Consider the following 23,492-nt stretch of genomic DNA (forward strand, 5'->3'; position numbering starts at 1 on the left):
ACAGGTTAATCACGCGGCAGATATTGCACAACCTGCTGGTCGATAGCACCAAAAATACTCTGGCCTTGTTCGTCCAGTACTTCAATGCGGATGCGGTCGCCAAACTGCATAAATGAGGTTTTTGGCGCGCCATCACGAATAGTTTCAATCATCCGCACTTCAGCGATACAGGAATAACCGAGGCCGCCTTCGTCAATCGAGGTGCCGTAATCCGTGCCTTGTTTGTTTGACACTGTGCCCGAGCCAATGATGGCACCGGCGCCCAGATTGCGGGTTTTCGCCGCATGCGCTACCAGCTGACCAAAGTCAAAAGTCATGTCGACACCGGCATTCGGTTTGCCAAACAATTTACCGTTTAAATACGATACCAGCGGCAGATGCAGTTTTGCTTCCTGCCAATGGCTACCCAGCTCTTCCGGCGTCACCGCCACCGGGCTGAAAGCAGACGCAGGCTTGGACTGGAAAAAACCAAAGCCTTTGGCCAGTTCATTCGGAATGAGGCCACGTAACGACACATCGTTGACCAGCATTACCAGACGAATTTGCCGGCGCGCCTGCTCCGGCGTTGATGCCATTGCCACATCACCGGTAATGACGGCAACTTCGCCTTCAAAATCAATGCCGTAATCTTCGCTGACCACATCGATGTTGTCGCGTGGACCGATAAAATCATCCGAGCCGCCCTGATACATCAGCGGATCAGTCCAAAAACTTGGCGGCATTTCTGAATTACGCGCCCGGCGCACTAATTCAACGTGATTGACATAAGCACTGCCGTCGGCCCACTGATAAGCCCGCGGTAACGGCGACTCACAGGCGCTTTGGTCAAAAGCAAATTCGCCCTGGACTGTGCCGTGATTCAGGCCCTGATACACTTCAGTAAGCTTTGGCGCTGCGACTGACCAATGGTCCAGTGCATATTGCATAGTCGCAGCGATGTGCGGTACCGCCACCGCTTTGGTTAAGTCGCGGCTCACCACCACTAACTGGCCATCACGGCTTTGATTTTTCAGACTGGCTAATTTCATTTTCTGTGTCCTGTCAAACTGTTACTGCTGCTCAGCCGGTTTGGTTTTCCAGCTATTGACGTATTCCGGATTCTCAGTGGCCAGCGCCGCCGGCCCCATTTCCAGCGCATCACGGGTATCGAGCATCACCGCCACTTCGTCAGTAAACTTCTTGCGATACTCGCGCCCGGCCTGAAAGGCTTTTGGATGCGGTCCATGGGTAAAACCAGCCGGGTGAAACGTCACCATGCCACGTTCAATATTGTCACGACTGAAGAAATCGCCGGCATGGTAAAACAGCACTTCATCGTAGTCGTCATTGTTGTGGTAAAACGGCACTTTTAACGCCCCAGGGTCGCTTTCAATCGGCCTTGGCACAAAGGTACAAACCACAAAACGGCTGGCAACAAAAGTAGTGTGTGCCGAAGGCGGTAAATGGTAACGATGACTCATCAGTGGCCGGATATCCCGCCAGTTAATGCGCATCACCGCTAAATCACCGTGCCAGCCAATCGCATCTAATGGATTGTACGGGAACGTAATCACCGACACCTGACCGTGCCTTTTCACCTGCACCTGTGTTGCGTTTTCGCTGTACTGCGCTTTAAAAGCGTCATCGATTTTCGGTGTATCCAGCATCGCCGGGTCGAAGATCGCATGGTTGCCAACCAGGCCTTTCTCCGGCAACTGGTAAGAATCGTTGGTCGCTTCAATCAACAGCACAAACAACGGTGCGCTGATCTCCAGCCGCCAGCTGGTAGACCGTGGGATCACCACATAATCACCGTCGCGCAGGCTCAGGTGGCCATAGTCACAATACAATTCGGCGCTACCTTCATGGATAAACAGCAGCTCGTCGCCGTCGGCATTGCGCACCAGAAAGTCCATCGACTGCTCTAAGCGCCAGGTGCGCATTTTACAATGCGCGTTATGCAGCAAATTCGGCACTGCCCAGGGCGATTGCGCTTTGTCAGCGCCAATTTCATTGAAATTAAACAGCCGCGGCTTTAACGGCCCTTCCCAGCTAGTCCAGCCGGTTGGTGCATGGGTATGATGGAAATGGCTGGCCGGACCGAAAAAACCACTGCGGCCGGTTTCACGCTCATAAATCGCCTGCTCCGGAAAATCAGCATGCGCCTGGCGCGAAATATCGCCTTCCTTCAACGGAAATTGGGCCCATTTACGCATCGGCTAACACCCCACGACGGATTTGATCTTCTTCAATCGATTCAAATAAGGCTTTGAAATTGCCTTCGCCAAAACCTTCATTACCTTTGCGCTGAATGATTTCAAAGAACACAGGACCAATCACGGTTTTGGTGAAAATCTGCAGCAGGATGCCGTCTTTTTCCGGCGCGCCATCAATCAGAATCCGCAGTTCACGCAGCGCGTCCAGATCTTCAGTATGGCCTTCAACCCGGCTGTTCACTTTGTTGTAATAGGTATCAGGCGTTGGCATAAAGTCCATGCCGCGGCTACGCAGGGTACGGACAGTTTCATAGATATTTTCGGTGGTTAAAGCGATGTGCTGAATGCCCTCGCCTTTATATTCGCGGATAAATTCTTCGATTTGAGATTTATCGTCGGAAGATTCATTGATTGGAATCCGGATTTTGCCGCAAGGCGCTGTCATCGCGCGTGACACCAGACCAGTCAGTTTGCCTTCGATGTCGAAATAACGGATCTCGCGGAAGTTACCAATTTTTTCATAGAAGCCAGCCCAGACATTCATGTTGCCGCGTTTAACGTTATGAGTCAGGTGATCCAGCACTTCCAGGCCAACGCCGTGCGCTGCCATCGTGGTCTGCCAGTTGTCATAGAATTTAAAGTCAATGTCGTAGACTGAGCTTTGACCATAACGGTCCACAAAATACAGCAGGCTGGAGCCAATACCGTACACGGCAGGGATATTTAATTCCATCGGGCCGATTTGGTTTTTATATTCTTTGGCGCCATTGTCCAATGCATGTTTCAGCGCGGCGGCAGCGTCTTTGACACGAAATGCCATAGCACAAACGCTTGGACCATGTACCCGGGCAAATTCTTCTGCTTGTGAATTGGGTTCACCATTGACGATGAAATTGATATCGCCTTGTTTGTATAACCAGGCTTGTTTTGAGCGGTGTTGGGCAACTTCAGAAAAACCCAACGACTGGAACAGCTCTTTTAACTGGCGGATGCCATTGGCGTCGGCGGCCGTATATTCAACAAACTCAAAACCATCGGTACCCAGCGGGTTGATTGGATCAAACATAACAAACTCCGGCAACAAAAATACAAGGGGGAATGTGGTTATCTTGCCGTTTGACACAGAAAAAGAAAGTCTGGTTGCTTACATACTGCTAACAGGGCAAAAGTGCCGTTTTGTATCGTTTTGCGTACGAAATGCTGATTTTTGTGTTAAACAGACAAAACAGGCCGTTTTCGACGGAAAACGGCCTGTTTTAAGTAACGGCAAGCGCACAAAGCGTATTTAAATTTTTACGCTCTTGCGATTGATGCCATATTCACGCAGTTTATTGGCTACAGCGGTGTGACTTAAACCGAGTTTTTTTGCCAGTTGACGTGAACTTGGATAAGCGGGGAACAGTTTTCGCAATAAGCCGGCTTCAAAGCGTTTTACTGCCTCATCCAGCGTGCCGTCGAAATCTTTTTCTAAGTAACCAAAATCATTGGTGTAACTCGGCAATTGCAGCTGTTCTTTATCCAGTTCAGCACCTTCAAGCAAGGTCACTGCACGATACAAAGCGTTTTCCAGCTGGCGCACATTACCGGGCCACGGATAACTCTGAATAAAGGCCGCGCAACTTTCAGTCAGCTTCGGCGGTTTGCGACCGAGCCTCGCCGATAAACGCGCCATAAAATGTTCGGCCAGCGGCACAATATCCTGCTTGCGGTCGCGCAGCGGCGGTAACATCAGCGTCAGCACGTTGAGCCGGTAATATAGATCTTCGCGGAAACGGCCTTCCTGCACCATGCCCGGTAAGTCTTTTTGTGTGGTACAAATCACCCGCACATCGACCTTCACTTCATTTTCGTCAGCAACCCGGCGGAAACTGCCGTCCTGCAGAAAACGCAACAGCTTGGTCTGGATCTCGCGCGACATCTCGCCGATTTCATCTAAAAATACCGTACCGCGGTTAGCTTGCTCAAAAATGCCTTTTTTGCCTTCGGTGGTGCCGGGGAATGCATTCGGGCCATAACCAAATAGTTCTGATTCGGCGACGTTATCCGGCAAAGCCGCGCAATTGACCGCCAGAAACGGCTTGCCAGCTCTGCTGCTGGCGCCGTGACAAGCCCGTGCTAACAGTTCTTTGCCGGTACCGGTTTCGCCGGTAATGAGAATTGGCGCATCAAGCTGGGCCATTTTTTTCGCTTCACGCACCACTTTGCGCATCAGATTGCTGCTGGCCTGGATCGAGTTAAAGCTTTCCTGATCGCCCTTTTTGAACGCAACCATTTGCTCACCGAGCCGGCTTTCTGATTTTAAAGTAATGACTGCACCAGCCAGAATTTCATGGCCCGCTTCAGCCGGCACCATCACCGGCAAAATGTCGGCGATAAATTTCTTGCCGTGGATCTCAATTTTGCGGGTCTGCGCCAGCACATCGTCACTTTCGAGCCAGCGCTGGAAATTAAAGCCTTTTACCAGCGGCGTAATAGGTAGACCCGCCACTTCGTCGCGTTGCAGCGTAAGCGCATCGAGTGCGGCTTCGTTAATCACAGTGACATTGGCTTTGGTGTCGATGGCGATAACGCCGTCCGGTAAGGTTTTCAGCAGAGTAAACAGCTCATTGTGTTCACGTTCTGACGGCATAAAAGCCGTAGTTTTGACGTCTTCAACGCCCGGGATGCGGCGAATTTTCGCCATCAGTTCCTGGAATTTTTCAAAATCGACGCTGGGGAAAGCGACAAACATCCGGCCTAATTCCGGATCAACTTCGATGCCGCGCAGGTCAATCTGATAGTGCACCAGGATGTTCAGTACTTCCTGGGCGATACCGACGCGGTCCTGACAATGGATTTCTAAGCGCATGCGAATAACAACCCAACTAGATGACTCTTGATGCATCATACGGCATTGCGCGCGCTGCAGACCAGCTCTTTTGTAAACTATTGTGAACGAGAGCTGGCGATTGGCGGTATTTTGCAGACAAAAAAAGCTGCCGCAGCAGCTTTTTAATCGTTCCTCTGTCAGCCGAGTAAGGCGTCAGTTTTGGCGGCGCAGATGAAATCGTTTTTATGTAAGCCTTTAATCGAGTGTGACCACCAGGTCACAGTCAACTTGCCCCACTCCAACAATAAGGCCGGATGGTGACCTTCTTCTTCTGCCATCTCAGCCACTTTTTGATGGAAGGCCCAGGCCAGCTTGAAGTTTTTGAACTTGTACTCGCGTTCCAGTTGCAAAATACCGTCGCGCACCACAGGTGTCCAATCCGGGATCTGGCGCATCAGCTCCGGCAGTTCGTCATCAGAGACACGCGGTGCATCAGCGCGGCAGGCTTCACATTTTTGTACAGCTAATTCGGTCATCTTTGTTCTCAATTTTGCTGGAGTTAATTTTGTTGATGTTCAATTTACTAAAGTTAACTGGCTTTTTTCTGTTTCGGCGCAAATTTGGGCGCATGTAAGCCTAAAGCTTTGGCTTGCTGCACCAGCGCCATCAGGTCCTGCTGCGCGATCTCAAACAGCTGACGGATGCTCTGAATACGGAAATAAATCGGCTGCATAATGTCGATGCGATAAGGCGTACGGAATACGTCGACCACGTCGAGTACTTTACGCTCAGGGATATCAGAGTGAATGGCATATTGGGTTTCGCCCGGCGACGACAAAATCCCACCGCCGTAAATCCGCAGACCGTCAGCGGTATCCAGCAGACCGAATTCGATGGTGAACCAGTATAAACGCGCCAGATAGACCCGGTCTTCTTTGCTGGCGGCAAGACCTAGCTTGCCGTAGATATGAGTAAATTCAGCGAAATCCGGATTGGTCAGCATGGCGCAATGACCAAAAATTTCGTGGAAGATATCGGGTTCCTGTAAATAATCGAATTCTTCGCGGCTGCGGATAAAAGTGGCGACCGGGAATTGTTTATTCGCCAGCAATTCAAAAAACCGGTCAAAGCTAATCAGCGCCGGGACCTCGGCACAGCGCCAGCCAGTAGTGGCTTCCAGCACTGCGTTAACTTCGTGTAATTGTGGGATCCGGTCGGTCGGCAGGTTCAGTCGTTCTAAGCCTTCAAGATATTCGTTACAGGCTTTGCCTTGGATACAGCTCAGCTGACGCTGGATTAGATCAGCCCAAATCTGGTTTTCTTCGTCAGACCAGGCAATGATGCCATTGGCGTCCGACTGGCGGGATACGTAAGTCGTCATGTTACTACCTGTTGATTCTTTGTGCCGGCCTCGGTTGGGCTGGCTGAATGGCAGGCATCCTAGTGGATCGAGTCAAAGCTGTTAACCCGCCTGACGAAACTGGCGGCGTTGCGACTGTGCACTTTTTTATACACAGCCGCAGAAGACTACACTACCAGACTGATTTTAAACATTATTTTTGCTGTAACCGCATCTTTACTAGAGCTTGCTGAATGTCCGCAATGATGTCATCAACATGCTCCAGTCCGACCGAGATTCGAATGAGTCCATCACTAATGCCGGCGGCGCGGCGTTCCTCTGCCGTATAAGGACTGTGGGTCATCGATGCCGGATGCTGGATTAACGACTCAGCATCGCCAAGGCTGACCGCCAGGCTTAATAACGCACATTGATTAATAAAATAACGGCCATCGTCCAGACTGCCTTTGAGCTCAAACGCCAGCACGCCACCCGCACCTTTCATCTGAGTGCCGAGAAAACGATGCCCGGGATGGGATGGCAGCCCCGGGTAATACACAGTCGCCACTGCAGGATGCGCCTGCAGATATTCAGCGACTTTTTGTGCATTCTGACAATGGCGTTCCATCCGCACCGACAAGGTTTTCAGACCGCGGATAATCAGCCAGGCATCATGCGGGCTGATAGTCGCCCCCATATCCTTCAGCGTCGTGAGCTTGATGGTTTTGATAGTCTCGGCATCAGACAAAATAATACCGGCGACGACATCACCATGGCCGTTTAGGTATTTGGTAGCGCTGTGAATGACGATATCGATGCCAAACAAGGCGGGTTGCTGCAATAAAGGCGTCAGGAAAGTGTTATCAATCACAGATTTGATAGCGTGCTGGCGGCAAAACCGGCCGAGAAACTCCAGATCCAGCACCACCAGATTCGGGTTGATCGGAGTTTCAGCAAACAGCATTTTGGTATTCGGCCTGCGTGCAGCTTCAACCGCTGCATGGTCCGTCATATCAACAAAACTGACTTCAATGCCATAACGGGCGAACTGGTGATTAAACAGCGCAAAACTGCAGCCGTAGATAGCCTTGCTGGCGATAAGGTGGTCACCCTGCTGCAAAAAAGCCAGCGTAGCCGCAGCCACGGCGCCCATGCCGGTGGCGGTTGCAGCACCATCGGCCATCCCTTCCAGCGCTGCTACTTTTAATTCCAGCTCGCGGGAAGTCGGGTTGCCAAGCCGGGTATAAATAAAACCTTCAGCTTCGCCGGCAAACCGGGCTGCGCCCTGCTCGGCACTACCGAACACAAAAGTGGAAGTTTGAAATAGCGGGGTGGCCAGACTACCAAATTGGGTGTCATAGGTTTTGCCGGCATGAATACATAAGGTTTCTGCGTGTTTGCTGCTACTGCTCATAACTACCTGACTGCTTAGATGATCTTTCAATTAACTTAAGCAAAGAAGTTATAAGCCGGACAAGGCATGCAGACATCTGTCTGTCTGTTTAATCCGAGATGACTTTTGGGCACAACGCGGCGATTGTAAATATTATTGTGCAGATGGTCGCTGTAATAACTGTTGGATCAACGACTGCAGTAGCGGTTGTACAGGTTTCTCCGCCGGTAATAACGGCAATGGCCGCAGTTGTTGCTGCACAAATCGGCCAAGCCGTGCCAGCATCAGGCCCGCCAATACCCCTTGTCCGGCCCGGGCTGATAACTTGCTGCTAAGTTCCACCCCGAGAAAATCGCCACCAATATCAATGGCAAGCTCAGTGGCTCCCGTCCAGAACAGCAAATTGGCAAATTTTTTCAAAAGCGTGAGCCTGGCAACAGCGCCAAGCTGGACCCCATAAACTTCTGAGAGCTCCGCCATCAGACGCCAGGCCCGCCAGCTGACTAACAGCATATCCGCTAAGGCAAAAGGACTGACAGCGACGGCCATCCCGGCTTGTTTCGCGGCCGCGCTAATCCGCTGTGCTGCTTGCTGGTCTAGAGGTTGTAACACCAGCAAATCAAAAAGTTTTAGAGTTTCTGCATCGGAAAACTGCAAATTGTGCTGCGCTAAAAACGCACTGCGATCCGCCTGCGGTAAAGCAGCCAGAATGCGCTGACACAGCGGAGTGGCCTGACCATATTGCAGGCTTAGTTGCATAGTTAATGCTTCTTCCCGCCATTGCTGCCGCATCTGGCGCTGGCGTTTGCCACGCCAGGCGCTCCACAGCAGTGTGCCAACAGCAGCAAAACCAAACCCGGTTAAGGCCACCGCGGCACCGCCCTGCAGCCAGCTTTGAGTCAGGCTCTGCTGCACAAATTCTGCCCACTGTATGCCGCCAAGGAGCAGAACTAACGCGAGGCCAGTAAGCAACCAGCCAGACACGCCTCCCTGCTGTACTTCGCTTACAGCAGGATCTGTTGGATTTTGCAGCTCATCCGCCGCAACAAAGCCGTTATCCGGCAGCTGCACCGCTTCCTTCAGTGTCGGGTTGGATTCGCCCTGCAACCTGACAAAATCGTCATTTGTAAATTGCTGCGCACTTTTCAGTTCTGTCAACGCAAATGATCCCCCAGTAAAAACTGCAGCGCCTGATCCATCCGAAGCTGCAGCGGATACTCGGAGGCCGACCCAACTAATGGCAAAAATTCCGGAAAGGCGAATTGGTGATGGGCAAAAAGTTGCGGCGATGGCATCGAAAGCGGCACCTCACCAGGATACCAGGTCTGTAACTCGCCGGTTGATGCCAGATGCCCGCGTAAACAAGGTGATTGCCCATTCGCAGTCTGCACCTGACCAAACTCGGCACTGACCACAGCAGCCACGGCCAACGCTTCGGTTTCGCACTGCTGATATCGTTGCTGATATAAAGGCTGTTGCAACATTTGCTGTAGTAATAACAACAAATTGCGATGCTGGTCCGGCGTCAGCAAATCGGCCTTTGACGCCACAAACAACACTTTGTCAATACGCGGTTTAAACAACCGCCGCCACCAGCTTTCGGGGCCATAGGAGAAATGCTGCATGATCAGCATCAGCGCTTCTTGTAGCTGCGTCAGCGCCTGATGCCCGCGGTTCAGCGCACCAAGACAGTCAGCCATGATGACCTGACGGTCCAGACCGGCGAAATAATCGCGATAAAACGGCAACACAACTTGTTGCTGGTAGTCCTGGAAATGACGCTGGAGTTGCTCTTTCAGTGCATTTGAGCTAACCAGCTGTTCCGGTAATAACGGGAACAACTGTAACAAAGGCGCACCTTGCAGTTCCGCCGGTCGCAGTAAACGCCCCGGTTGTAACATCACTGCAAGTTGCCGCTGTTTGATGTCGAGTAAAAGTTGTTGATAGCTGTCGGTCAGCTGTTGCAACAGCAAAGCATCCGCGGTTAATTCAGCCTGTGCCAGCTGTTGGCGAAACGGTCCTGCGAGGTCGCGCACGGGCTCAGAATCCAGCAAAGCCCAGACTTGCTGACACCACTGCGGATAATCTAACTGCAACATCGGTAAATCCAGCAGCCATTCGCCGGGATAGTCGGTGATTTCCAGTGTCAGTGTTTGCCAGTCCAGCAGTTTTTGCTTCAGCGGATGCTGGGGTTTGTAACGCAACTGCAAAGTAATTTGGCTGAGCGCCGTGGTCGATGCCGGCCATTGGCCATGCTGCAGCTGCTGCAGATTCAGTTCAAACGGAAAACGCGCTCTGGCTGCTACGGCGTTGGGTACGGGTTGTCCCCCTAAATAACGCTGTTGTTGCATCACCTGAAAAAACGGTAACTGGTTGGACGGTGCCTGCGTCAGTTGCCGGATTAAACTGGTCAGGAATGCGGTTTTACCTGCACCACTGATGCCGGTAATACCAAGACGGAGATGTTGATTCGCCAGACGTTGCCCGAGGATCCGGGCTTTGTCTGGCAGTTGAAAATTCATCAGAGCAAGGCTTCCGCTGGTTGACTGCAAGTTTCAGGTCAGGTTCAGAGTTTATTAAACTCGCGATGTAACTGGAATTTACTCGAAGTGACATAAGATTCCATATCCCGCAACCGGTATTCAATCGCATCAAATTGTTGTTTCAGATGATTTAAAGCCCGTGGTGGAGCTTCACCCCGCTGCCAGACCCGGGTTTTAACTTCGACCGGACGTTCGACCACCGGAGCTGCAGGTTCTCCACTGCGTTTTTCAGCGACTGATTTCTTTTCCAATACTATCCAGCCAACCAGATACAGCACTGGCAAAATCCCGCCAAAGCCTAACAAGACAGACGCTAAAACAACTACCCGAACTAACCACAATTCCCAGCCGAAGTAATCGGCGATGCCGGCACAGACCCCGGCGATTTTGCCGTTGCGGTCATCCCGCAACAGCTCACGGCGTTTACTGTTCATGTTTGCGCCTCCAGTTTGGCGCGTCGGCATCGAGGATAGCTTCCAGAGTTTTAATCCGGTCCGCCATCCGCTCCGCCTTCGCGGATAAATCGTTTAACTGCGCCAGTTCATGTTCGGACAGGCCCTCGGATATTTTGCGTTTACTGCGGTAATGCATAATGATCCAAATCGGCGCCACGAATATCATGAAGATAATCAATGGTACGGCAAAAGCTTCGGTAACTTCCATCTTAGGCTCCAGAAACGCCTGGTGATCAGGCGTTATTCTCGTTGTTCATTTTTGCTTTTAACGCTGCCAGTTCAGAATCAATTTTGTCCTGGGCGGCTAATTCAGCAAATTCGTCGCGTAAAGTCTTTTTACCTAAGTCGTAAGATTCGACCTGTGCTTCCAGATTGTCGATCTTTTGCTCATACCGCTCAAATTTGTACATCGCGTCATTTAAACGGGTACTGTCCAGTGATTTTTTCACTTCCAGCCGTGATGCAACAGTCTTCTGGCGCATCAGCATGGTCTTTTGCCGGGCTTTTGCATCGGCCAGTTTTTCTTGCAGCTGCGCAACTTCATCTTGTAACTTGCTGATATGCGTGTCTAAATTCGCGATATCTGCGTTTACAGCGGCCGCTTGATCTGCCGCTTTTTGCTTTTCAATCAAAGCAGAGCGTGCTAAATCATCACGGTCTTTGCTCAGTGCCAGCTCGGCTTTGCTTTGCCAGTCGGCAACATCTTCTTCCAGACGGCTGACGACGCGTTGCAATTCTTTTTTCTCAGCGATGGTTTTTGCTGAAGAAGAACGCACTTCGACTAACGTATCTTCCATTTCCTGAATAATCAGGCGGACCATTTTTTCCGGATCTTCGGCTTTGTCTAACAAAGCATTGATGTTTGAATTCACGATGTCTGAGAAGCGAGAGAAAATACCCATGATGTTTACCTCGTTTGGTGTCTGATTGAGTCATATATCCTTATTCAGGAAGCTTGCCAACTCGCAAAACAATCATAACCAACTGTTTTAAATGAATTTATTTTATTTTTAGTAAAGGCTGTTGCCAACATCAACTTTCAAATAGACTACTTATTAGCAAATTTAACCACTTAATGGCAGCGATATGGCAAGAGCTTTTCAACAAGACAATCTGATTGGCCAATCTAACAGTTTTCTCAACGTTTTGGATCAGGTGTCACAAATAGCGCCGCTGAATAAGCCCGTGTTAATTATTGGTGAGCGCGGCACCGGTAAAGAGCTGATTGCCGCACGTTTACATTATCTGTCACAGCGTTGGGATCAGACTTACCTGACATTAAACTGTGCTTCATTAAATGAAAATTTGCTGGAAAGTGAACTGTTTGGTCATGAAGCCGGCGCTTTTACCGGTGCCAGCAAACGTCATGAAGGCCGCTTTGAACGGGCTAACTTCGGCACGCTGTTTCTGGACGAATTAGCTAACACACCAGGGCTGGTGCAGGAAAAACTGCTCAGAGTCATTGAATACGGTGAATTCGAACGCGTTGGCGGCAGCCGGCCTATTAAAGTTGATGTCCGGCTGGTTTGTGCCACCAACGAAGATTTACCTGGCATGGCGGAGCGCGGCGAGTTCCGTGCCGATTTATTAGACCGGCTGGCATTTGACGTCATCACCCTACCGCCGATGCGCGAGCGGCGCGAAGATATTATGCAGCTTGCTGAACACTTTGCCATTAACATGGCGCGGGAACTGAATTTCGAGTTGTTCAGCGGCTTCAGCGAAAAAGCTAAACGTCAGCTGCTGGATTATGATTGGCCGGGTAACGTGCGTGAACTGAAAAACGTGGTGGAGCGCAGTGTCTACCGCACCAACAATCCTTATGTCCCGGTACATGATATTTTGTTTGACCCTTTCGCCTCACCATTCCGGCCGCAAGCCAGAGTACGCACGATAGACCGGCAGCCTGCGGCGGTTGCGCCACAAGCGATACCCTCGGCTATGCAGCCTGGTATTGCCGCAACAGCCGCAGCACCAACTGCTCCCGGTGCTCTGCAGTTTGATTTCAGTCAGGTGCAGGATTTTAAACTGCTGTCCGAACACTATGAAGTGACTCTGATTAAACAGGCCCTCGCTGCTTGTCAGTACAATCAGAAAAAGACTGCGGATGCACTGAATCTGACGTATCATCAACTACGTGGATATATGAAAAAATACAAACTGTTAGACAGCCAACAATGAATTTTTCTTATTGCCGTTTTGGTAGCCTGAGTCTGGTACTGTGGTTAACCGGGTGTCAACCGGCCACCGTGGCAAACAGCGGTCAGGGCCTGGTGTACTGTGCCGAAGGCTCACCTGAGAGCTTTAATCCACAGCTGGTGACTTCCGGTACGACCATTGATGCCATCAGTCAGCATTTGTACGACCGGCTGCTGGATATTGATGCTAATAGCGGCGACCTGTTACCGGCACTGGCACAACAATGGCACATCAGTCCTGACGGTTTAACTTACCGTTTTAAGTTACGCCCGAATGTCAGCTTTCATCAGACCGATTACTTTACCCCAAGCCGTTATCTGACTGCCGAAGATGTGGTCTTTACTTTTAACCGCATGCTACAGGTCGAACACCCGTTTTTTCAAACAGCAACCGAATATCCCTATTTCGACAGCATCGAATGGCGCCATCGGGTGAAAAGCATCACAGCACTCAGTTCTGACGAAGTTGAATTCAAACTCAATCAACCTGACAGCTCTTTTTTATCTGTGCTGGCGACCGACTTTGCTGCGATTCTGTCGGCTGAATATGGTGCACAACTCGTTGCCCAGCAGCAAAAACCCTTGCTGGATATCCAACCGGTCGGCACTGGTCCGTTTAAGTTTCGCCAATATCAGAAAGATGTATTGATCCGTTATTACCGGCATGACAACTACTGGCGACAACACGGTGATATTCAGCAGCTAGTGATAGATATAGTTCCGGACAACACCAAACGACTGGCCAAATTGCTGACCCGGGAATGTGATATTGCGCCTATTCCCCGGTTGGCTGAATTACAGATGTTTTCAAACCGGCCGGACTTTAAAGTTGAGCAACAAACCAGTATGAATGTGGCGTTCTGGGCTTTTAATACGCAAAAACCGCCGTTTGACCGGGTTGAAGTACGTCAGGCTCTGGCCCTTGCAATCAATAAACCTAATATTTTACAGGCGGTTTATTTTGGTCAGGCCGAAGAAGCGACTTCAGTGTTGCCACCTAACTCATGGGCCTACCGCAAACAAAATCTGGTGCAATCTTTTGATCCGGTCAAAGCGAAAGAGTTACTGACTCAGGCCGGTTACCCGGATGGGTTTAGCATCGATATCTGGGCGATGCCGGTACAACGTCTGTATAACCCCAATGCGCAAAAAATGGCAGAACTGATCCAGGCCGACCTGCGGGCTATCGGCGTCAAGGCACGGATTGTCTCTTATGAATGGAATACCTTCCGGCGTAAATTGCGCCAGGGCGAGCATGATTCTGTGTTAATTGGCTGGTCAGCCGACAATGCTGACCCGGATAATTTCCTGCGGCCTTTACTCAGTTGTGCAGCAGCCGTCTCCGGCAGTAACAGAGCTAACTGGTGTGATGAGCAGTTCGACCAGTTTATTTCCGGCGCCGTACAGACGACTGATGTCGCGCAGCGGCGCAGTTATTATCTGGCTGCCCAACAATATCTGCAGCAGCAAATGCCGTTGATGCCGATTGCACATTCGAAACGCTTTCAAGTGAAGAACAGCAGTGTGCAGGGGGTGACTATTAACCCTTATGGCGGTATTAGTTTGGTCAACGCCGGGAAAACACCATGATTTTACGCTACCTGGCGCGCAGATTATTCCTGCTTGGGTTTGTTTTTGTTGCCCTGACGGTCTTTGTGTTCAGCCTTAATTACCTGTTTCCCGGTGATTTAGTCAGTAACCTGACCGGCATGCGGGATATATCCCCGCAAAAACATCAGCAGTTACAGCAAATGCTGGCGCTGGACCATAGTTTGTGGCAGCAATACATCGCCTATAACAGGCGCTTATTGGCCGGTGACTGGGGCTTATCTTTCGCCAGTCAGCAACCTGTATTAGCTGAGATTATGCAGGTGTTGCCCGCCACGCTGGAACTGGCGGCTTATGCGCTGTGCCTGAGTTTATTCGCCGGCATTCCGCTGGGATTATTGGCGGCAGTGAAAAAAGACAGCCTGCTGGACCGCTGTATTTCCGGCATCGCGCTGGTTGGTTATTCGATGCCGGTATTCTGGCTGGCGTTGATCTGCATTATGCTGTTTTCGCTACAGCTCGGCTGGTTGCCCACTTCAGGCCGGCTCGGCGTGCTGTTTGAAGTCCCAAGCCAGACTGGTTTCATATTTGTCGATATTCTGCTGGCCGAGCATGTCTCGCGCAGCGCCGCAGCTTACAGTGCATTGCAGCATCTGGCCATGCCGACGTTTATTCTTGCCGTGTATCCGACAAACGTGATGATTCGTTTTGTCCGGACGTCGATGCTGGAAGTGCTGGAGCAAAACTACATCAAAACCGCGCGGGCCAAGGGCTTGTCCCGAAGCCAGGTATTATACCGGCATGGTTTGCGCAATGCCTTGTTGCCGGTCACCCGTCAGGTCGGGCTGCAATTTAGTACGCTGATCACGCTCGCGATGTTAACCGAGGTGATTTTTTCCTGGCCCGGCATTGGTCAATGGCTGATTGACAGCATTTATCAGCGCAATTATCCGGCAATTCAGGCCGGTTTACTGGTGGTTTCAAGTCTGGTGATTTGTGTGAATATGCTGACCGAAATTCTGCATACGCTGTTTAACCCACTGGCGCGGAAACTCTGATGAAAAAATTGCGCTTGTACTACGAAGAATATAATAAAAGGCCGTATCAGCTGCTGTGGCGGCACTTTATTACTCAGCATTTTGCTCTGTTTGGGCTGGTGATCTTGTCCATCCTGTTGTTGCTGGCGGTGTTAAGCCCTTTTGTCAGCCCGCACGACCCTTATCTGCAAAACTCAGAAATTTTATTATTGCAGCCATCCTGGCAAGGCACTGGTCTGGTGGCCTATCCCTTTGGCACTGACGACTTAGGTCGCGACCTGATGTCACGACTGATGCTGGGCACCAGCTATAGCTTTGGGCTGGCGATCCTGGCGGTCAGCGGCGCTATGTTGATAGGGCTTGCTCTCGGCATCCTGGCTGGCATGACCAGAGGGATACAGTCGAGTATCTTCAACCACTTACTGGATTTAGCTTTAACTATCCCAAGCCTGTTGCTCGCCATTGTGATTGTTGCAGTATTAGGACCGGGCTTGCTCAATACCATCTGGGCTATTTTGCTGGCGTTACTGCCACAGTTTATCCATGGTGTCGGCAATGCCATACAACAACAGTTAAAGCAGGATTATGTCGTAGCCTACCGGCTGGATGGCGCCAATAACTGGCAAATTCTATGGTCTGTGGTGTTGCCAAACTTATGGGAGCCACTGTCTTTGTTGTTTACGATGGCGCTGTCAACTGCAATTCTGGATATTGCTGCTTTGGGCTTTTTGGGTCTGGGCGCACAGGCACCAACGCCGGAATGGGGCAGCATGGTGGCGGATGCGTTGGATTCTATTTATCTGGCCCCCTGGACAGTGGCGTTACCAGGTTTATTGATTTTTATCACAGTGTTGTCAGTAAATCTGGTCGGCGATGGCTTGCGTAACGCGATGAAAAAGCGGCGGGAAAACTGATGCAGTTATTAGATATCCGCAATCTGACGCTGGAACTGGAGACCCCCGATGGCATTGTGCGGGCAGTTGACCGGGTCAACTTATCGCTACGAGAAGGCGAGATCCGGGGCTTAGTCGGTGAATCCGGCTCAGGCAAAAGTCTGATTGCCAAAGCCATTATGGGCGTGCTGCATCAGCGCTGGCACATCTCGGCTGACCGCTTCAGCTGGTGTGGCGAAGATTTATTGCGTCTGCCCTATCAACGCCAGCGGGAAATCATCAGCCGTGATATAGCGATGATTTATCAGGAACCAAGCCGCAGCATGGACCCGACGGCGCCTGTTGGTGAGCAATTGGCCGAATCCATCCCGGATCACCGGCTGGAAGGGGTGTCCTGGTGGCAGAAAGGTTTTTTCCGTCGCAAAAGAGCGATTAATTTGCTGCATAAAGTCGGGATCCGCGACCATCAGGCAGTGCTCCACAGTTATCCATATCAGCTGTCAGAAGGTGTTTGCCAGAAAATTTCTATTGCAATGGCGATTGCCAAAGATCCGAAGTTATTAATAGCCGATGAACCGACGACCGCATTGGAAAGTACCACGCAGGCGCAGCTGTTTCGCTTGCTGGCAAGTTTTAATCAGCTCAAAGGCACATCTATTTTACTGATCAGCCATGAGCTTGAGACCGTCGCAAAAAATACTGACACCGTCAGTGTGTTGTATTGCGGTCAGCTTGTTGAAGCCGGTGAAACTGCCGAATTGCTGAAGAATCCACGCCATCCCTATACCGATGCACTGATCCGCAGCGTGCCGGAATTTCAGCCTGATTTAGGCTTTAAACAACAGCTGTATGCCTTACACGGCAGCATTCCCACGCTGCAACATCTACCGATTGGTTGTCGCTTAGGGCCGCGTTGTCCCAACGCCCGTCGGGAGTGTGTGAAAACGCCTCAACTGGAACGGCAACAAAACCACTTCTACAGCTGTCATTTTCCAATTCACCGGGGGGGCGCTGATGAGTGATCTGATTGAAGTCCGCAATCTCGGTAAAACTTACCGCAAAGCAACCGGCCTGTTTAAACACAAAGAAATCATCGCCTTGCAACAGGTCAGTTTTACATTACAAGCTGGCGAGACTTTGGCTGTTGTCGGTGAGACCGGCTCTGGCAAAAGTACACTGGCTAAATTATTAGTGGGTATTGAACAGCCGGATCAAGGCGAAATTCTCTATGCCGGTAATCAAATTAATTGCAGTGAATATCGCAAAACCAATCAATTCATCCGCTACATCTTTCAGGATGCCGCCCGCTCGCTAAATCCAAATCAGAAAATAGCTGAGATCCTGCACGCGGTGCTACGTTACAGCACTGTATTAAGTGCTCAGCAGCGTGAGCAAAAAATCAGTTTAACCTTACGCTTGCTTGGCTTATTGAACGAACATGCCAACTACTATCCGCACATGTTTTCCGGCGGCCAGCTGCAGCGGGTGGCGCTCGCGCGCGCGTTGATCCTGGACCCTAAAGTGCTGATCCTGGATGAAGCGCTGACGGCGTTAGATCCGTCACTGCGTGCTCAAATCGTCAATTTGTTACTGGAGCTCCAGCAAAAAACCGGCATCGCTTATTTATTAATCACCAACCAGTTACGACTGGTACGACATTTTGCCGATCAGACCATGGTGCTGCACCAGGGCCAGGTGCTCGAATATGGTCCGACCGCAGAAGTCTTCCTGCAACCCAAACATGATTTCAGCCGTAAACTGATCGGCAGTGCGCAATACTAGCGTCGAACGCACAGCACGCTTTGCTTATGCATAGTGTCTAATGCCATGAAAAAAGCCAGCGGATGCTGGCTTTTTGTTTCGCGCTACTACAACAAACTGACTTATTGTTGTTCCGTCGCTGCGGTCAACACGGACAGGTTGCGGCTGATCTCGGCACGGTCGCGCAGTGCTTTCTGCACTATTGCAAAGTGTGACTGACTCAACTGATTCGCCAGATTGTCCAGCTCGGCTTGTGATGGTTCGCCTTGTGCCGGTACCTCGGTCACTTTACTGACCAATACAATAGCAGCGTCACCACTTTGCAGCTTCACGCTACCGGAAGTGACTGGCTTGTCTTTGGTCGGCTTGGCCAGTTCGAACGCTTTAGTGCGTATTTGCGCGTCCAGACTGCCGCCAAAACGCGGCGTTGCCACTGATTTTTCCAGCGTCAGCTGATTTGCAGCCACCAGCTCGCTAATCGCTTTACCGCCTTGCAGTTCGCTCAGCAGCAAGTTGGCTTTTTCTTCTGCCAGAATTGCGGCTTGCTCTGCGACATAAGCCGTTTGTACTTCCGTTTTGACTTCATCAAAAGATTTGTTTTTCGCCGGCTGATGCTCAACCAGACGAGCTACAACTACATGCTGTGGAGAGACTTCCAGTACTTCACTGTTGGTACCGGCGCTGATGAACTCTGCATTAAACACAGTATCCAGCACTTTCGGTGCATTTAACGCTTCCGGAGCTGTGGCCCGGCTGAACAGTGCTGCATTCTGCACTTTCGCACCAACGGCTGTGGCAGCTTCTTCCAGATTGTCAGCAACTTCGAAACTGACTTCGGCCAGCTTTTGCTGCAACTCAGCAAATTTCTCTGCTGATTTTTCGGTTTTCACCACGGCCACAATACTATCTTTCACTTCATCCAGCGTTTTGACTTTCGCGGCTTCAATTTCAGTCAGCTTAATGATGTGATAACCAAAAGAAGTTTTCACGACGCCAGAAACATCACCGGCTTTTGCCAGCGCATAGGCAGCTGCTTCGAACTCTGGCTCCATCACACCTTTAGTGATGAAATCCAAATCACCGCCATTTTCCGCTGACACTGTGTCTGAGGAGTGTTGTTTGGCCAGTGCAGCAAAATCAGCTCCGCCCTGCACTTCCTTCAGGAGCGCTTCGGCCTTCGCTTTCACCTCTGAGTTTTCTTCAGCAGATTCCAGCAGAATATGCGACACACGGCGGCGTTCTTCGCCCTGATAACGGCTCTGATTCGCATCATAATAGGCTTTCACGTCAGCATCGCTGACCTGGATGTCCTTCGCTAAATCAGCAGCTTTGAGCTCGACATATTGCACAGCAACCTGCTCTGGCGTGGCATAACGTGCCTGATTCTGTTGGTACCAGGTATTGAGCTGGTTATCATCGAATTTAACGTTTTTAGCCTGATCTGCTGCTTTGACTAAAGCGAATTCGATATCACGGGTTTGTTGTTGCAGCGTCATCAGATTTTTCATTTCACCCGGCAGGGCAAAATCCGAACCGGCTAAACCAACCAGTAGCTGGTTACGGCTGTATTGCTCACGCAACATATCACGCAGCTGGTTTGCAGTCAGATTACTCTGGCGTAAAACCGCCTGATAACGTTCTTTGTTGTAAACACCATCGACTTGAAACTCAGGCATTTTGACGATAGCGTCAAGTAAAAACTGATCGCTGATGGCGATGCCAAAGTTGGCCGTTTGTTGTTTAATCAGCGTTTCGTCAATCAGGCGTTCTAATACCTGATTACGGAAGTTATTCATGTAGTTGCTATCGGCGGCCAGACTGGCGAACATCTCACCAAACTGCTGCTCCATCCGGGCGCGTTCGCTCTGATAACTCTGTTCAAATTTGGCGCGGGTAATTTCTTCACCATTGACCACGGCTACTGGCTGGTCGGTGCTATTTCCGAAATAGCTGCTGACGCCTGATACTGCAAACGTCAGGATTACGAGGCCCAGCACGACCTGAGCGATAATGCCCTGCGAACCTTCTCTGATCTTTTCTAACATGCTTAGTTTATCTCTATTAGCTGCAATAGCTGGCTTAAAAAAAAAGCGCATCTTATCAGATGCGCCTTTTTTATTGAAGCTGTGAAGGAACTGTTACTACCCTAGCTGATTGTCACTTTACGAGACTTACTACAGGCACGGGTTCCTTCGAGCCCGAATCACTTACCCGGCGCGCCGGATCAGCGTTTCTTAGTTCACGCTGTCTTTTAACGCTTTGCCTGGCTTGAAAGATGGGATCTTCGCAGAAGCGATTTGGATCGTTTCGCCAGTTTGTGGGTTACGGCCAGTACGTGCTGCACGCTCGCGTACTGCGAAAGTACCGAAACCAACCAGCGCAACTGAGTCACCTTCCTTTAAAGCTTCAGTAACGGCTTCGATGAACGCGTCAAGAGAACGACCCGCTGCCGCTTTAGAAATGTCTGCACCAGCAGCAATTTTGTCGATAAGTTGAGACTTGTTCACAATATCATCCCCTTCAATTGTTATTATTTTCTACAACCAGATTTAAAGTACATTCTTGTGTTCGGCCTTTGTTATATCAAGCTGGTTTCCCGCTTGCAAGCACAAATCCAAGGGTCCTGAAAAATTCTTGGTGTCTCGCCAGCCCTTGTCCGACAAGGGCTGCACCGAAACTGCCCCTAAATTAGCACAGCCTGAGCTTTTGAAAAGCCCCTAAACCGGATTTTTTTGGCTTTTTTTGGCTCTTGTGCTCTTTTTTTCTTCAGTGATCACAGACATACCGGTTGGCGGCTCCTGTAAGGCCAGTTCCAACACCTCATCTATCCATTTCACCGGACAAATTTCGATATCGCCTTTGACGTTTTCCGGAATGTCTTTTAAGTCACGCACGTTGTCATGTGGGATCAATACCCGTTTTATACCGCCACGATGCGCCGCCAGCAGCTTCTCTTTCAGGCCACCAATCGGCAACACTTCACCGCGTAAGGTGATTTCACCAGTCATGGCGACATCAGCCCGTACCGGATTACCGGTTAAGCTCGACACCAGTGCAGTCACCATTGCAATACCGGCGCTTGGGCCATCTTTTGGAGTGGCGCCTTCCGGCACGTGGATATGAATATCGCGTTTTTCGTAAAAATCTTCGTTGATGCGTAACGTCTCAGCCCGGCTACGCACCACTGTCATCGCCGCCTGAATGGATTCTTTCATCACATCACCGAGCGACCCGGTATGCGTCAGCTTGCCTTTGCCCACTACTGCGGCCGCTTCAATCGTCAGCAAATCACCACCAACGGAAGTCCAGGCGAGGCCAGTGACCTGACCAATCCGGTTGCTATCTTCGGCCTTGCCGTAGTCAAATCGTTGTACGCCAAGGAATTCTTCCAGGTTTTCCTGATTGATCCGCACCGTCTTCAGTGTTTTGTTTAACAAAATCTGTTTCACTGCTTTACGACACAGTTTAGAGATTTCGCGCTCAAGACTACGCACGCCCGCTTCACGGGTGTAATAACGGATAATGCCGATAATGGCGCTGTCTTCAACTTCCAGCTCACCTTTTTTCAGACCATTGCGCTCAATTTGTTTGCTGAGCAGATGCTGCTTGGCAATATTGAGTTTTTCATCTTCGGTGTAGCCAGACAGCCGAATCACTTCCATCCGGTCTAATAAGGCTTCCGGAATGTTCAGACTGTTACTGGTGGCAAAAAACATCACGTCCGACAGGTCGTAGTCAACTTCCAGATAATGGTCGCTGAATGCTGAGTTCTGTTCTGGATCCAGCACTTCTAATAATGCTGCCGCCGGGTCACCACGGAAATCTGACGCCATTTTGTCGATTTCATCGAGCAAGAACAGCGGGTTACGCACGCCGACCTTGGCCATTTTCTGGATAATTTTACCCGGCATCGAACCGATGTAAGTGCGACGATGGCCACGGATTTCGGCTTCATCCCGTACGCCGCCCAATGCCATCCGCACATACTTACGGCCGGTGGCTTTGGCAACCGACTGACCCAAAGAGGTTTTACCTACACCCGGCGGGCCAACCAGACATAAAATCGGGCCTTTTAATTTATTGACGCGTTGCTGTACTGCCAGATATTCCAGGATGCGTTCTTTGACCTTATCGAGGCCATAATGGTCCGCATTGAGAATTTCTTCGGCCAGCGCCAGATTCTTTTTCACTTTAGAACGGGCTTTCCACGGCACTTGTGTCAGCCAGTCGATGTAGGAGCGCACGACTGTGGCTTCCGCCGACATCGGCGACATCATCTTCAGCTTCGACAGTTCAGCACTGGCTTTGTCTTTGGCTTCCGTTGGCATTTGCGCCGCTTCAATTTTGCGGTTGATGGCTTCAAATTCGTCCGGCGCATCGTCGAGCTCCCCCAGCTCGCGCTGGATGGCTTTCATCTGTTCGTTCAGATAATACTCACGCTGGCTTTTCTCCATCTGCTTTTTAACGCGACTGCGGATACGCCGCTCAACTTGCAGTATGTCGATCTCCGATTCCATCATCGCCATCAGGTATTCAAGCCGTTCAGTGACGTCGATGATCTCCAGCACTTTTTGCTTATCTTCGACTTTGAGCGGCATGTGCGCCGCCATCGTATCAGCCAGACGCGCGGCGTCGTCGATACCAGACAAGGCCGTCAGTACTTCTGGCGGAATTTTTTTATTGAGCTTGATATAACCTTCGAACTGATTGACCGCAGAGCGCAGGAATACTTCCTGCTCGCGGCTGTCGAGTTCTGGCGATGCGATCACATCGACATAAGCCATAAAGGTTTTGTCGGTTTCAGTAAAACCAGCCAGTTTGGCGCGGCGACCACCTTCGACCAGCACCTTGACCGTACCATCCGGTAACTTCAGCAGCTGCAGGATAGTCGCCACAGTGCCGACCTGATATAAGTCTGATTCAGCCGGGTCGTCCAGCGTGGCGTCTTTTTGCGCCACCAGAAAAATTTGTTTGTCTTTGTCCATCGCCGCATCCAGGCATTTGATGGACTTTGCCCGCCCGACGAATAATGGGATCACCATGTGCGGATAGACGACCACGTCGCGTAATGCCAACACAGGCATATGCAAACGTTCGACTGTTGCTTCTGTCATTAAATTACTCTCGAATTAGTTACTGCAGGCGTGATTAACGAGTATATGGGGTTCAAAAGCTTCAGTTCAACGCCATCGAAAAAAAAATGCCAAAAGGTGAGTTCATTGGTTAAAGCTGCAGCAAAGCGTTGAATATGGTGGATTAAACCAGATTTCGATTCGACAACTGCTTTTAAAGCAAAAAAGGAGCCGAAGCTCCTTTTTAAC

At 50.5% G+C, this 23,492-nt stretch carries 21 protein-coding genes; 6 read left to right on the forward strand and 15 right to left on the reverse strand.

Features of this window, described 5'->3' with window-relative positions; all coding sequences use genetic code 11:
• Positions 1 to 5 precede the first annotated feature (5 nt).
• The 12 genes from Q399_RS0103490 to pspA form a co-directional block, all read right to left on the reverse strand.
• On the reverse strand, positions 6 to 1,028 hold the full coding sequence (locus tag Q399_RS0103490) for a fumarylacetoacetate hydrolase family protein (RefSeq protein ID WP_031565565.1): 1,023 nt from the start codon (positions 1,026 to 1,028) through the stop codon (positions 6 to 8).
• Positions 1,029 to 1,049: 21 nt separating this feature from the next.
• Positions 1,050 to 2,195, reverse strand: coding sequence for a homogentisate 1,2-dioxygenase (locus Q399_RS0103495; RefSeq protein WP_031565568.1), 1,146 nt, complete (start codon positions 2,193 to 2,195; stop codon positions 1,050 to 1,052).
• Positions 2,188 to 3,261: a 4-hydroxyphenylpyruvate dioxygenase gene (gene hppD, locus Q399_RS0103500; protein WP_031565570.1), complete on the reverse strand. Its 1,074-nt coding sequence runs from the start codon at positions 3,259 to 3,261 to the stop codon at positions 2,188 to 2,190. The genes Q399_RS0103495 and hppD overlap by 8 nt, the downstream gene beginning before the upstream one ends.
• 219 nt (positions 3,262 to 3,480) lie before the next feature.
• A complete protein-coding gene (gene tyrR, locus Q399_RS0103505) occupies positions 3,481 to 5,043 on the reverse strand; it encodes a transcriptional regulator TyrR (RefSeq protein ID WP_031565572.1) in 1,563 nt (520 codons plus the stop codon).
• Positions 5,044 to 5,201: 158 nt separating this feature from the next.
• Positions 5,202 to 5,540, reverse strand: coding sequence for a 4a-hydroxytetrahydrobiopterin dehydratase (locus tag Q399_RS0103515; protein ID WP_031565574.1), 339 nt, complete (start codon positions 5,538 to 5,540; stop codon positions 5,202 to 5,204).
• 53 nt (positions 5,541 to 5,593) lie between these two features.
• The gene (gene phhA / locus Q399_RS0103520) at positions 5,594 to 6,385 is read right to left on the reverse strand and encodes a phenylalanine 4-monooxygenase (protein ID WP_031565577.1); all 792 of its coding nucleotides are present in this window, start codon (positions 6,383 to 6,385) and stop codon (positions 5,594 to 5,596) included.
• Positions 6,386 to 6,557: 172 nt separating this feature from the next.
• Positions 6,558 to 7,757: a trans-sulfuration enzyme family protein gene (locus Q399_RS0103525; RefSeq protein WP_031565580.1), complete on the reverse strand. Its 1,200-nt coding sequence runs from the start codon at positions 7,755 to 7,757 to the stop codon at positions 6,558 to 6,560.
• A 132-nt stretch (positions 7,758 to 7,889) separates the two neighbouring features.
• Positions 7,890 to 8,894 (reverse strand): TIGR01620 family protein, encoded by a 1,005-nt coding sequence (locus tag Q399_RS0103530; protein ID WP_051685707.1) that lies wholly within the window; start codon positions 8,892 to 8,894, stop codon positions 7,890 to 7,892.
• Complete coding sequence (locus Q399_RS0103535) at positions 8,891 to 10,258, reverse strand: YcjX family protein (RefSeq protein WP_031565586.1); 1,368 nt, start codon at positions 10,256 to 10,258, stop codon at positions 8,891 to 8,893. Before Q399_RS0103535 ends, Q399_RS0103530 begins: the two co-directional genes overlap by 4 nt.
• Positions 10,259 to 10,302: 44 nt before the next feature.
• Positions 10,303 to 10,713, reverse strand: coding sequence for an envelope stress response membrane protein PspC (gene pspC / locus Q399_RS0103540; protein ID WP_031565587.1), 411 nt, complete (start codon positions 10,711 to 10,713; stop codon positions 10,303 to 10,305).
• On the reverse strand, positions 10,703 to 10,942 hold the full coding sequence (gene pspB / locus Q399_RS0103545; protein WP_031565589.1) for an envelope stress response membrane protein PspB: 240 nt from the start codon (positions 10,940 to 10,942) through the stop codon (positions 10,703 to 10,705). The genes pspC and pspB overlap by 11 nt, the downstream gene beginning before the upstream one ends.
• Before the next feature lie 25 nt (positions 10,943 to 10,967).
• Positions 10,968 to 11,636, reverse strand: coding sequence for a phage shock protein PspA (gene pspA / locus Q399_RS0103550; RefSeq protein ID WP_031565592.1), 669 nt, complete (start codon positions 11,634 to 11,636; stop codon positions 10,968 to 10,970).
• Positions 11,637 to 11,820: 184 nt separating this feature from the next.
• On the opposite strand from pspA, the gene pspF reads away from it, so the two are divergent.
• From pspF to Q399_RS0103580, 6 genes are read left to right on the forward strand one after another with little or no spacing between them, the layout of a single operon-like run.
• On the forward strand, positions 11,821 to 12,915 hold the full coding sequence (pspF, locus tag Q399_RS0103555) for a phage shock protein operon transcriptional activator (protein ID WP_031565595.1): 1,095 nt from the start codon (positions 11,821 to 11,823) through the stop codon (positions 12,913 to 12,915).
• Complete coding sequence (locus Q399_RS0103560) at positions 12,912 to 14,522, forward strand: ABC transporter substrate-binding protein (protein WP_031565597.1); 1,611 nt, start codon at positions 12,912 to 12,914, stop codon at positions 14,520 to 14,522. Before pspF ends, Q399_RS0103560 begins: the two co-directional genes overlap by 4 nt.
• On the forward strand, positions 14,519 to 15,538 hold the full coding sequence (locus tag Q399_RS0103565; RefSeq protein ID WP_031565599.1) for an ABC transporter permease: 1,020 nt from the start codon (positions 14,519 to 14,521) through the stop codon (positions 15,536 to 15,538). Before Q399_RS0103560 ends, Q399_RS0103565 begins: the two co-directional genes overlap by 4 nt.
• Entirely contained in the window at positions 15,538 to 16,431 is an 894-nt protein-coding gene (locus Q399_RS0103570) for an ABC transporter permease subunit (RefSeq protein WP_031565602.1), read from the forward strand. The genes Q399_RS0103565 and Q399_RS0103570 overlap by 1 nt, the downstream gene beginning before the upstream one ends.
• Entirely contained in the window at positions 16,431 to 17,432 is a 1,002-nt protein-coding gene (locus tag Q399_RS0103575) for a peptide ABC transporter ATP-binding protein (protein ID WP_031565604.1), read from the forward strand. Before Q399_RS0103570 ends, Q399_RS0103575 begins: the two co-directional genes overlap by 1 nt.
• Positions 17,425 to 18,192: an ATP-binding cassette domain-containing protein gene (locus Q399_RS0103580; RefSeq protein ID WP_031565606.1), complete on the forward strand. Its 768-nt coding sequence runs from the start codon at positions 17,425 to 17,427 to the stop codon at positions 18,190 to 18,192. The genes Q399_RS0103575 and Q399_RS0103580 overlap by 8 nt, the downstream gene beginning before the upstream one ends.
• A gap of 101 nt (positions 18,193 to 18,293) precedes the next feature.
• Here Q399_RS0103580 and Q399_RS0103585 read toward each other — a convergent pair whose 3' ends face one another.
• The 3 genes from Q399_RS0103585 to lon all read right to left on the reverse strand — a co-directional run bounded on the left by Q399_RS0103585 (position 18,294) and on the right by lon (position 23,285).
• Positions 18,294 to 20,216, reverse strand: a complete 1,923-nt coding sequence (locus Q399_RS0103585; protein WP_031565607.1) for a SurA N-terminal domain-containing protein — start codon at positions 20,214 to 20,216, stop codon at positions 18,294 to 18,296.
• Positions 20,217 to 20,405: 189 nt separating this feature from the next.
• Positions 20,406 to 20,678 (reverse strand): nucleoid-associated protein HU-beta, encoded by a 273-nt coding sequence (gene hupB / locus Q399_RS0103590; RefSeq protein WP_031565609.1) that lies wholly within the window; start codon positions 20,676 to 20,678, stop codon positions 20,406 to 20,408.
• Between the two features lie 210 nt (positions 20,679 to 20,888).
• Complete coding sequence (lon, locus tag Q399_RS0103595) at positions 20,889 to 23,285, reverse strand: endopeptidase La (protein ID WP_031565611.1); 2,397 nt, start codon at positions 23,283 to 23,285, stop codon at positions 20,889 to 20,891.
• Between the last annotated feature and the right edge of the window lie 207 nt (positions 23,286 to 23,492).

It is taken from the genome of Rheinheimera texasensis DSM 17496, from assembly GCF_000711985.1.
GTDB lineage: Bacteria > Pseudomonadota > Gammaproteobacteria > Enterobacterales > Alteromonadaceae > Pararheinheimera > Pararheinheimera texasensis.

What these genes read in the sequence shown, in the direction of transcription:
- Q399_RS0103490 (WP_031565565.1), bottom strand. Translation starts at nt 1,028, where the DNA reads ATGAAATTAGCCAGTCTGAAAAATCAAAGCCGTGATGGCCAGTTAGTG.
- Q399_RS0103495 (WP_031565568.1), bottom strand. Translation starts at nt 2,195, where the DNA reads ATGCGTAAATGGGCCCAATTTCCGTTGAAGGAAGGCGATATTTCGCGC.
- hppD (WP_031565570.1), bottom strand. Translation starts at nt 3,261, where the DNA reads ATGTTTGATCCAATCAACCCGCTGGGTACCGATGGTTTTGAGTTTGTT.
- tyrR (WP_031565572.1), bottom strand. Translation starts at nt 5,043, where the DNA reads ATGCGCTTAGAAATCCATTGTCAGGACCGCGTCGGTATCGCCCAGGAA.
- Q399_RS0103515 (WP_031565574.1), bottom strand. Translation starts at nt 5,540, where the DNA reads ATGACCGAATTAGCTGTACAAAAATGTGAAGCCTGCCGCGCTGATGCA.
- phhA (WP_031565577.1), bottom strand. Translation starts at nt 6,385, where the DNA reads ATGACGACTTACGTATCCCGCCAGTCGGACGCCAATGGCATCATTGCC.
- Q399_RS0103525 (WP_031565580.1), bottom strand. Translation starts at nt 7,757, where the DNA reads ATGAGCAGTAGCAGCAAACACGCAGAAACCTTATGTATTCATGCCGGC.
- Q399_RS0103535 (WP_031565586.1), bottom strand. Translation starts at nt 10,258, where the DNA reads ATGAATTTTCAACTGCCAGACAAAGCCCGGATCCTCGGGCAACGTCTG.
- pspC (WP_031565587.1), bottom strand. Translation starts at nt 10,713, where the DNA reads ATGAACAGTAAACGCCGTGAGCTGTTGCGGGATGACCGCAACGGCAAA.
- pspB (WP_031565589.1), bottom strand. Translation starts at nt 10,942, where the DNA reads ATGGAAGTTACCGAAGCTTTTGCCGTACCATTGATTATCTTCATGATA.
- pspA (WP_031565592.1), bottom strand. Translation starts at nt 11,636, where the DNA reads ATGGGTATTTTCTCTCGCTTCTCAGACATCGTGAATTCAAACATCAAT.
- pspF (WP_031565595.1), top strand. Translation starts at nt 11,821, where the DNA reads ATGGCAAGAGCTTTTCAACAAGACAATCTGATTGGCCAATCTAACAGT.
- Q399_RS0103560 (WP_031565597.1), top strand. Translation starts at nt 12,912, where the DNA reads ATGAATTTTTCTTATTGCCGTTTTGGTAGCCTGAGTCTGGTACTGTGG.
- Q399_RS0103565 (WP_031565599.1), top strand. Translation starts at nt 14,519, where the DNA reads ATGATTTTACGCTACCTGGCGCGCAGATTATTCCTGCTTGGGTTTGTT.
- Q399_RS0103570 (WP_031565602.1), top strand. Translation starts at nt 15,538, where the DNA reads ATGAAAAAATTGCGCTTGTACTACGAAGAATATAATAAAAGGCCGTAT.
- Q399_RS0103575 (WP_031565604.1), top strand. Translation starts at nt 16,431, where the DNA reads ATGCAGTTATTAGATATCCGCAATCTGACGCTGGAACTGGAGACCCCC.
- Q399_RS0103580 (WP_031565606.1), top strand. Translation starts at nt 17,425, where the DNA reads ATGAGTGATCTGATTGAAGTCCGCAATCTCGGTAAAACTTACCGCAAA.
- Q399_RS0103585 (WP_031565607.1), bottom strand. Translation starts at nt 20,216, where the DNA reads ATGTTAGAAAAGATCAGAGAAGGTTCGCAGGGCATTATCGCTCAGGTC.
- lon (WP_031565611.1), bottom strand. Translation starts at nt 23,285, where the DNA reads ATGACAGAAGCAACAGTCGAACGTTTGCATATGCCTGTGTTGGCATTA.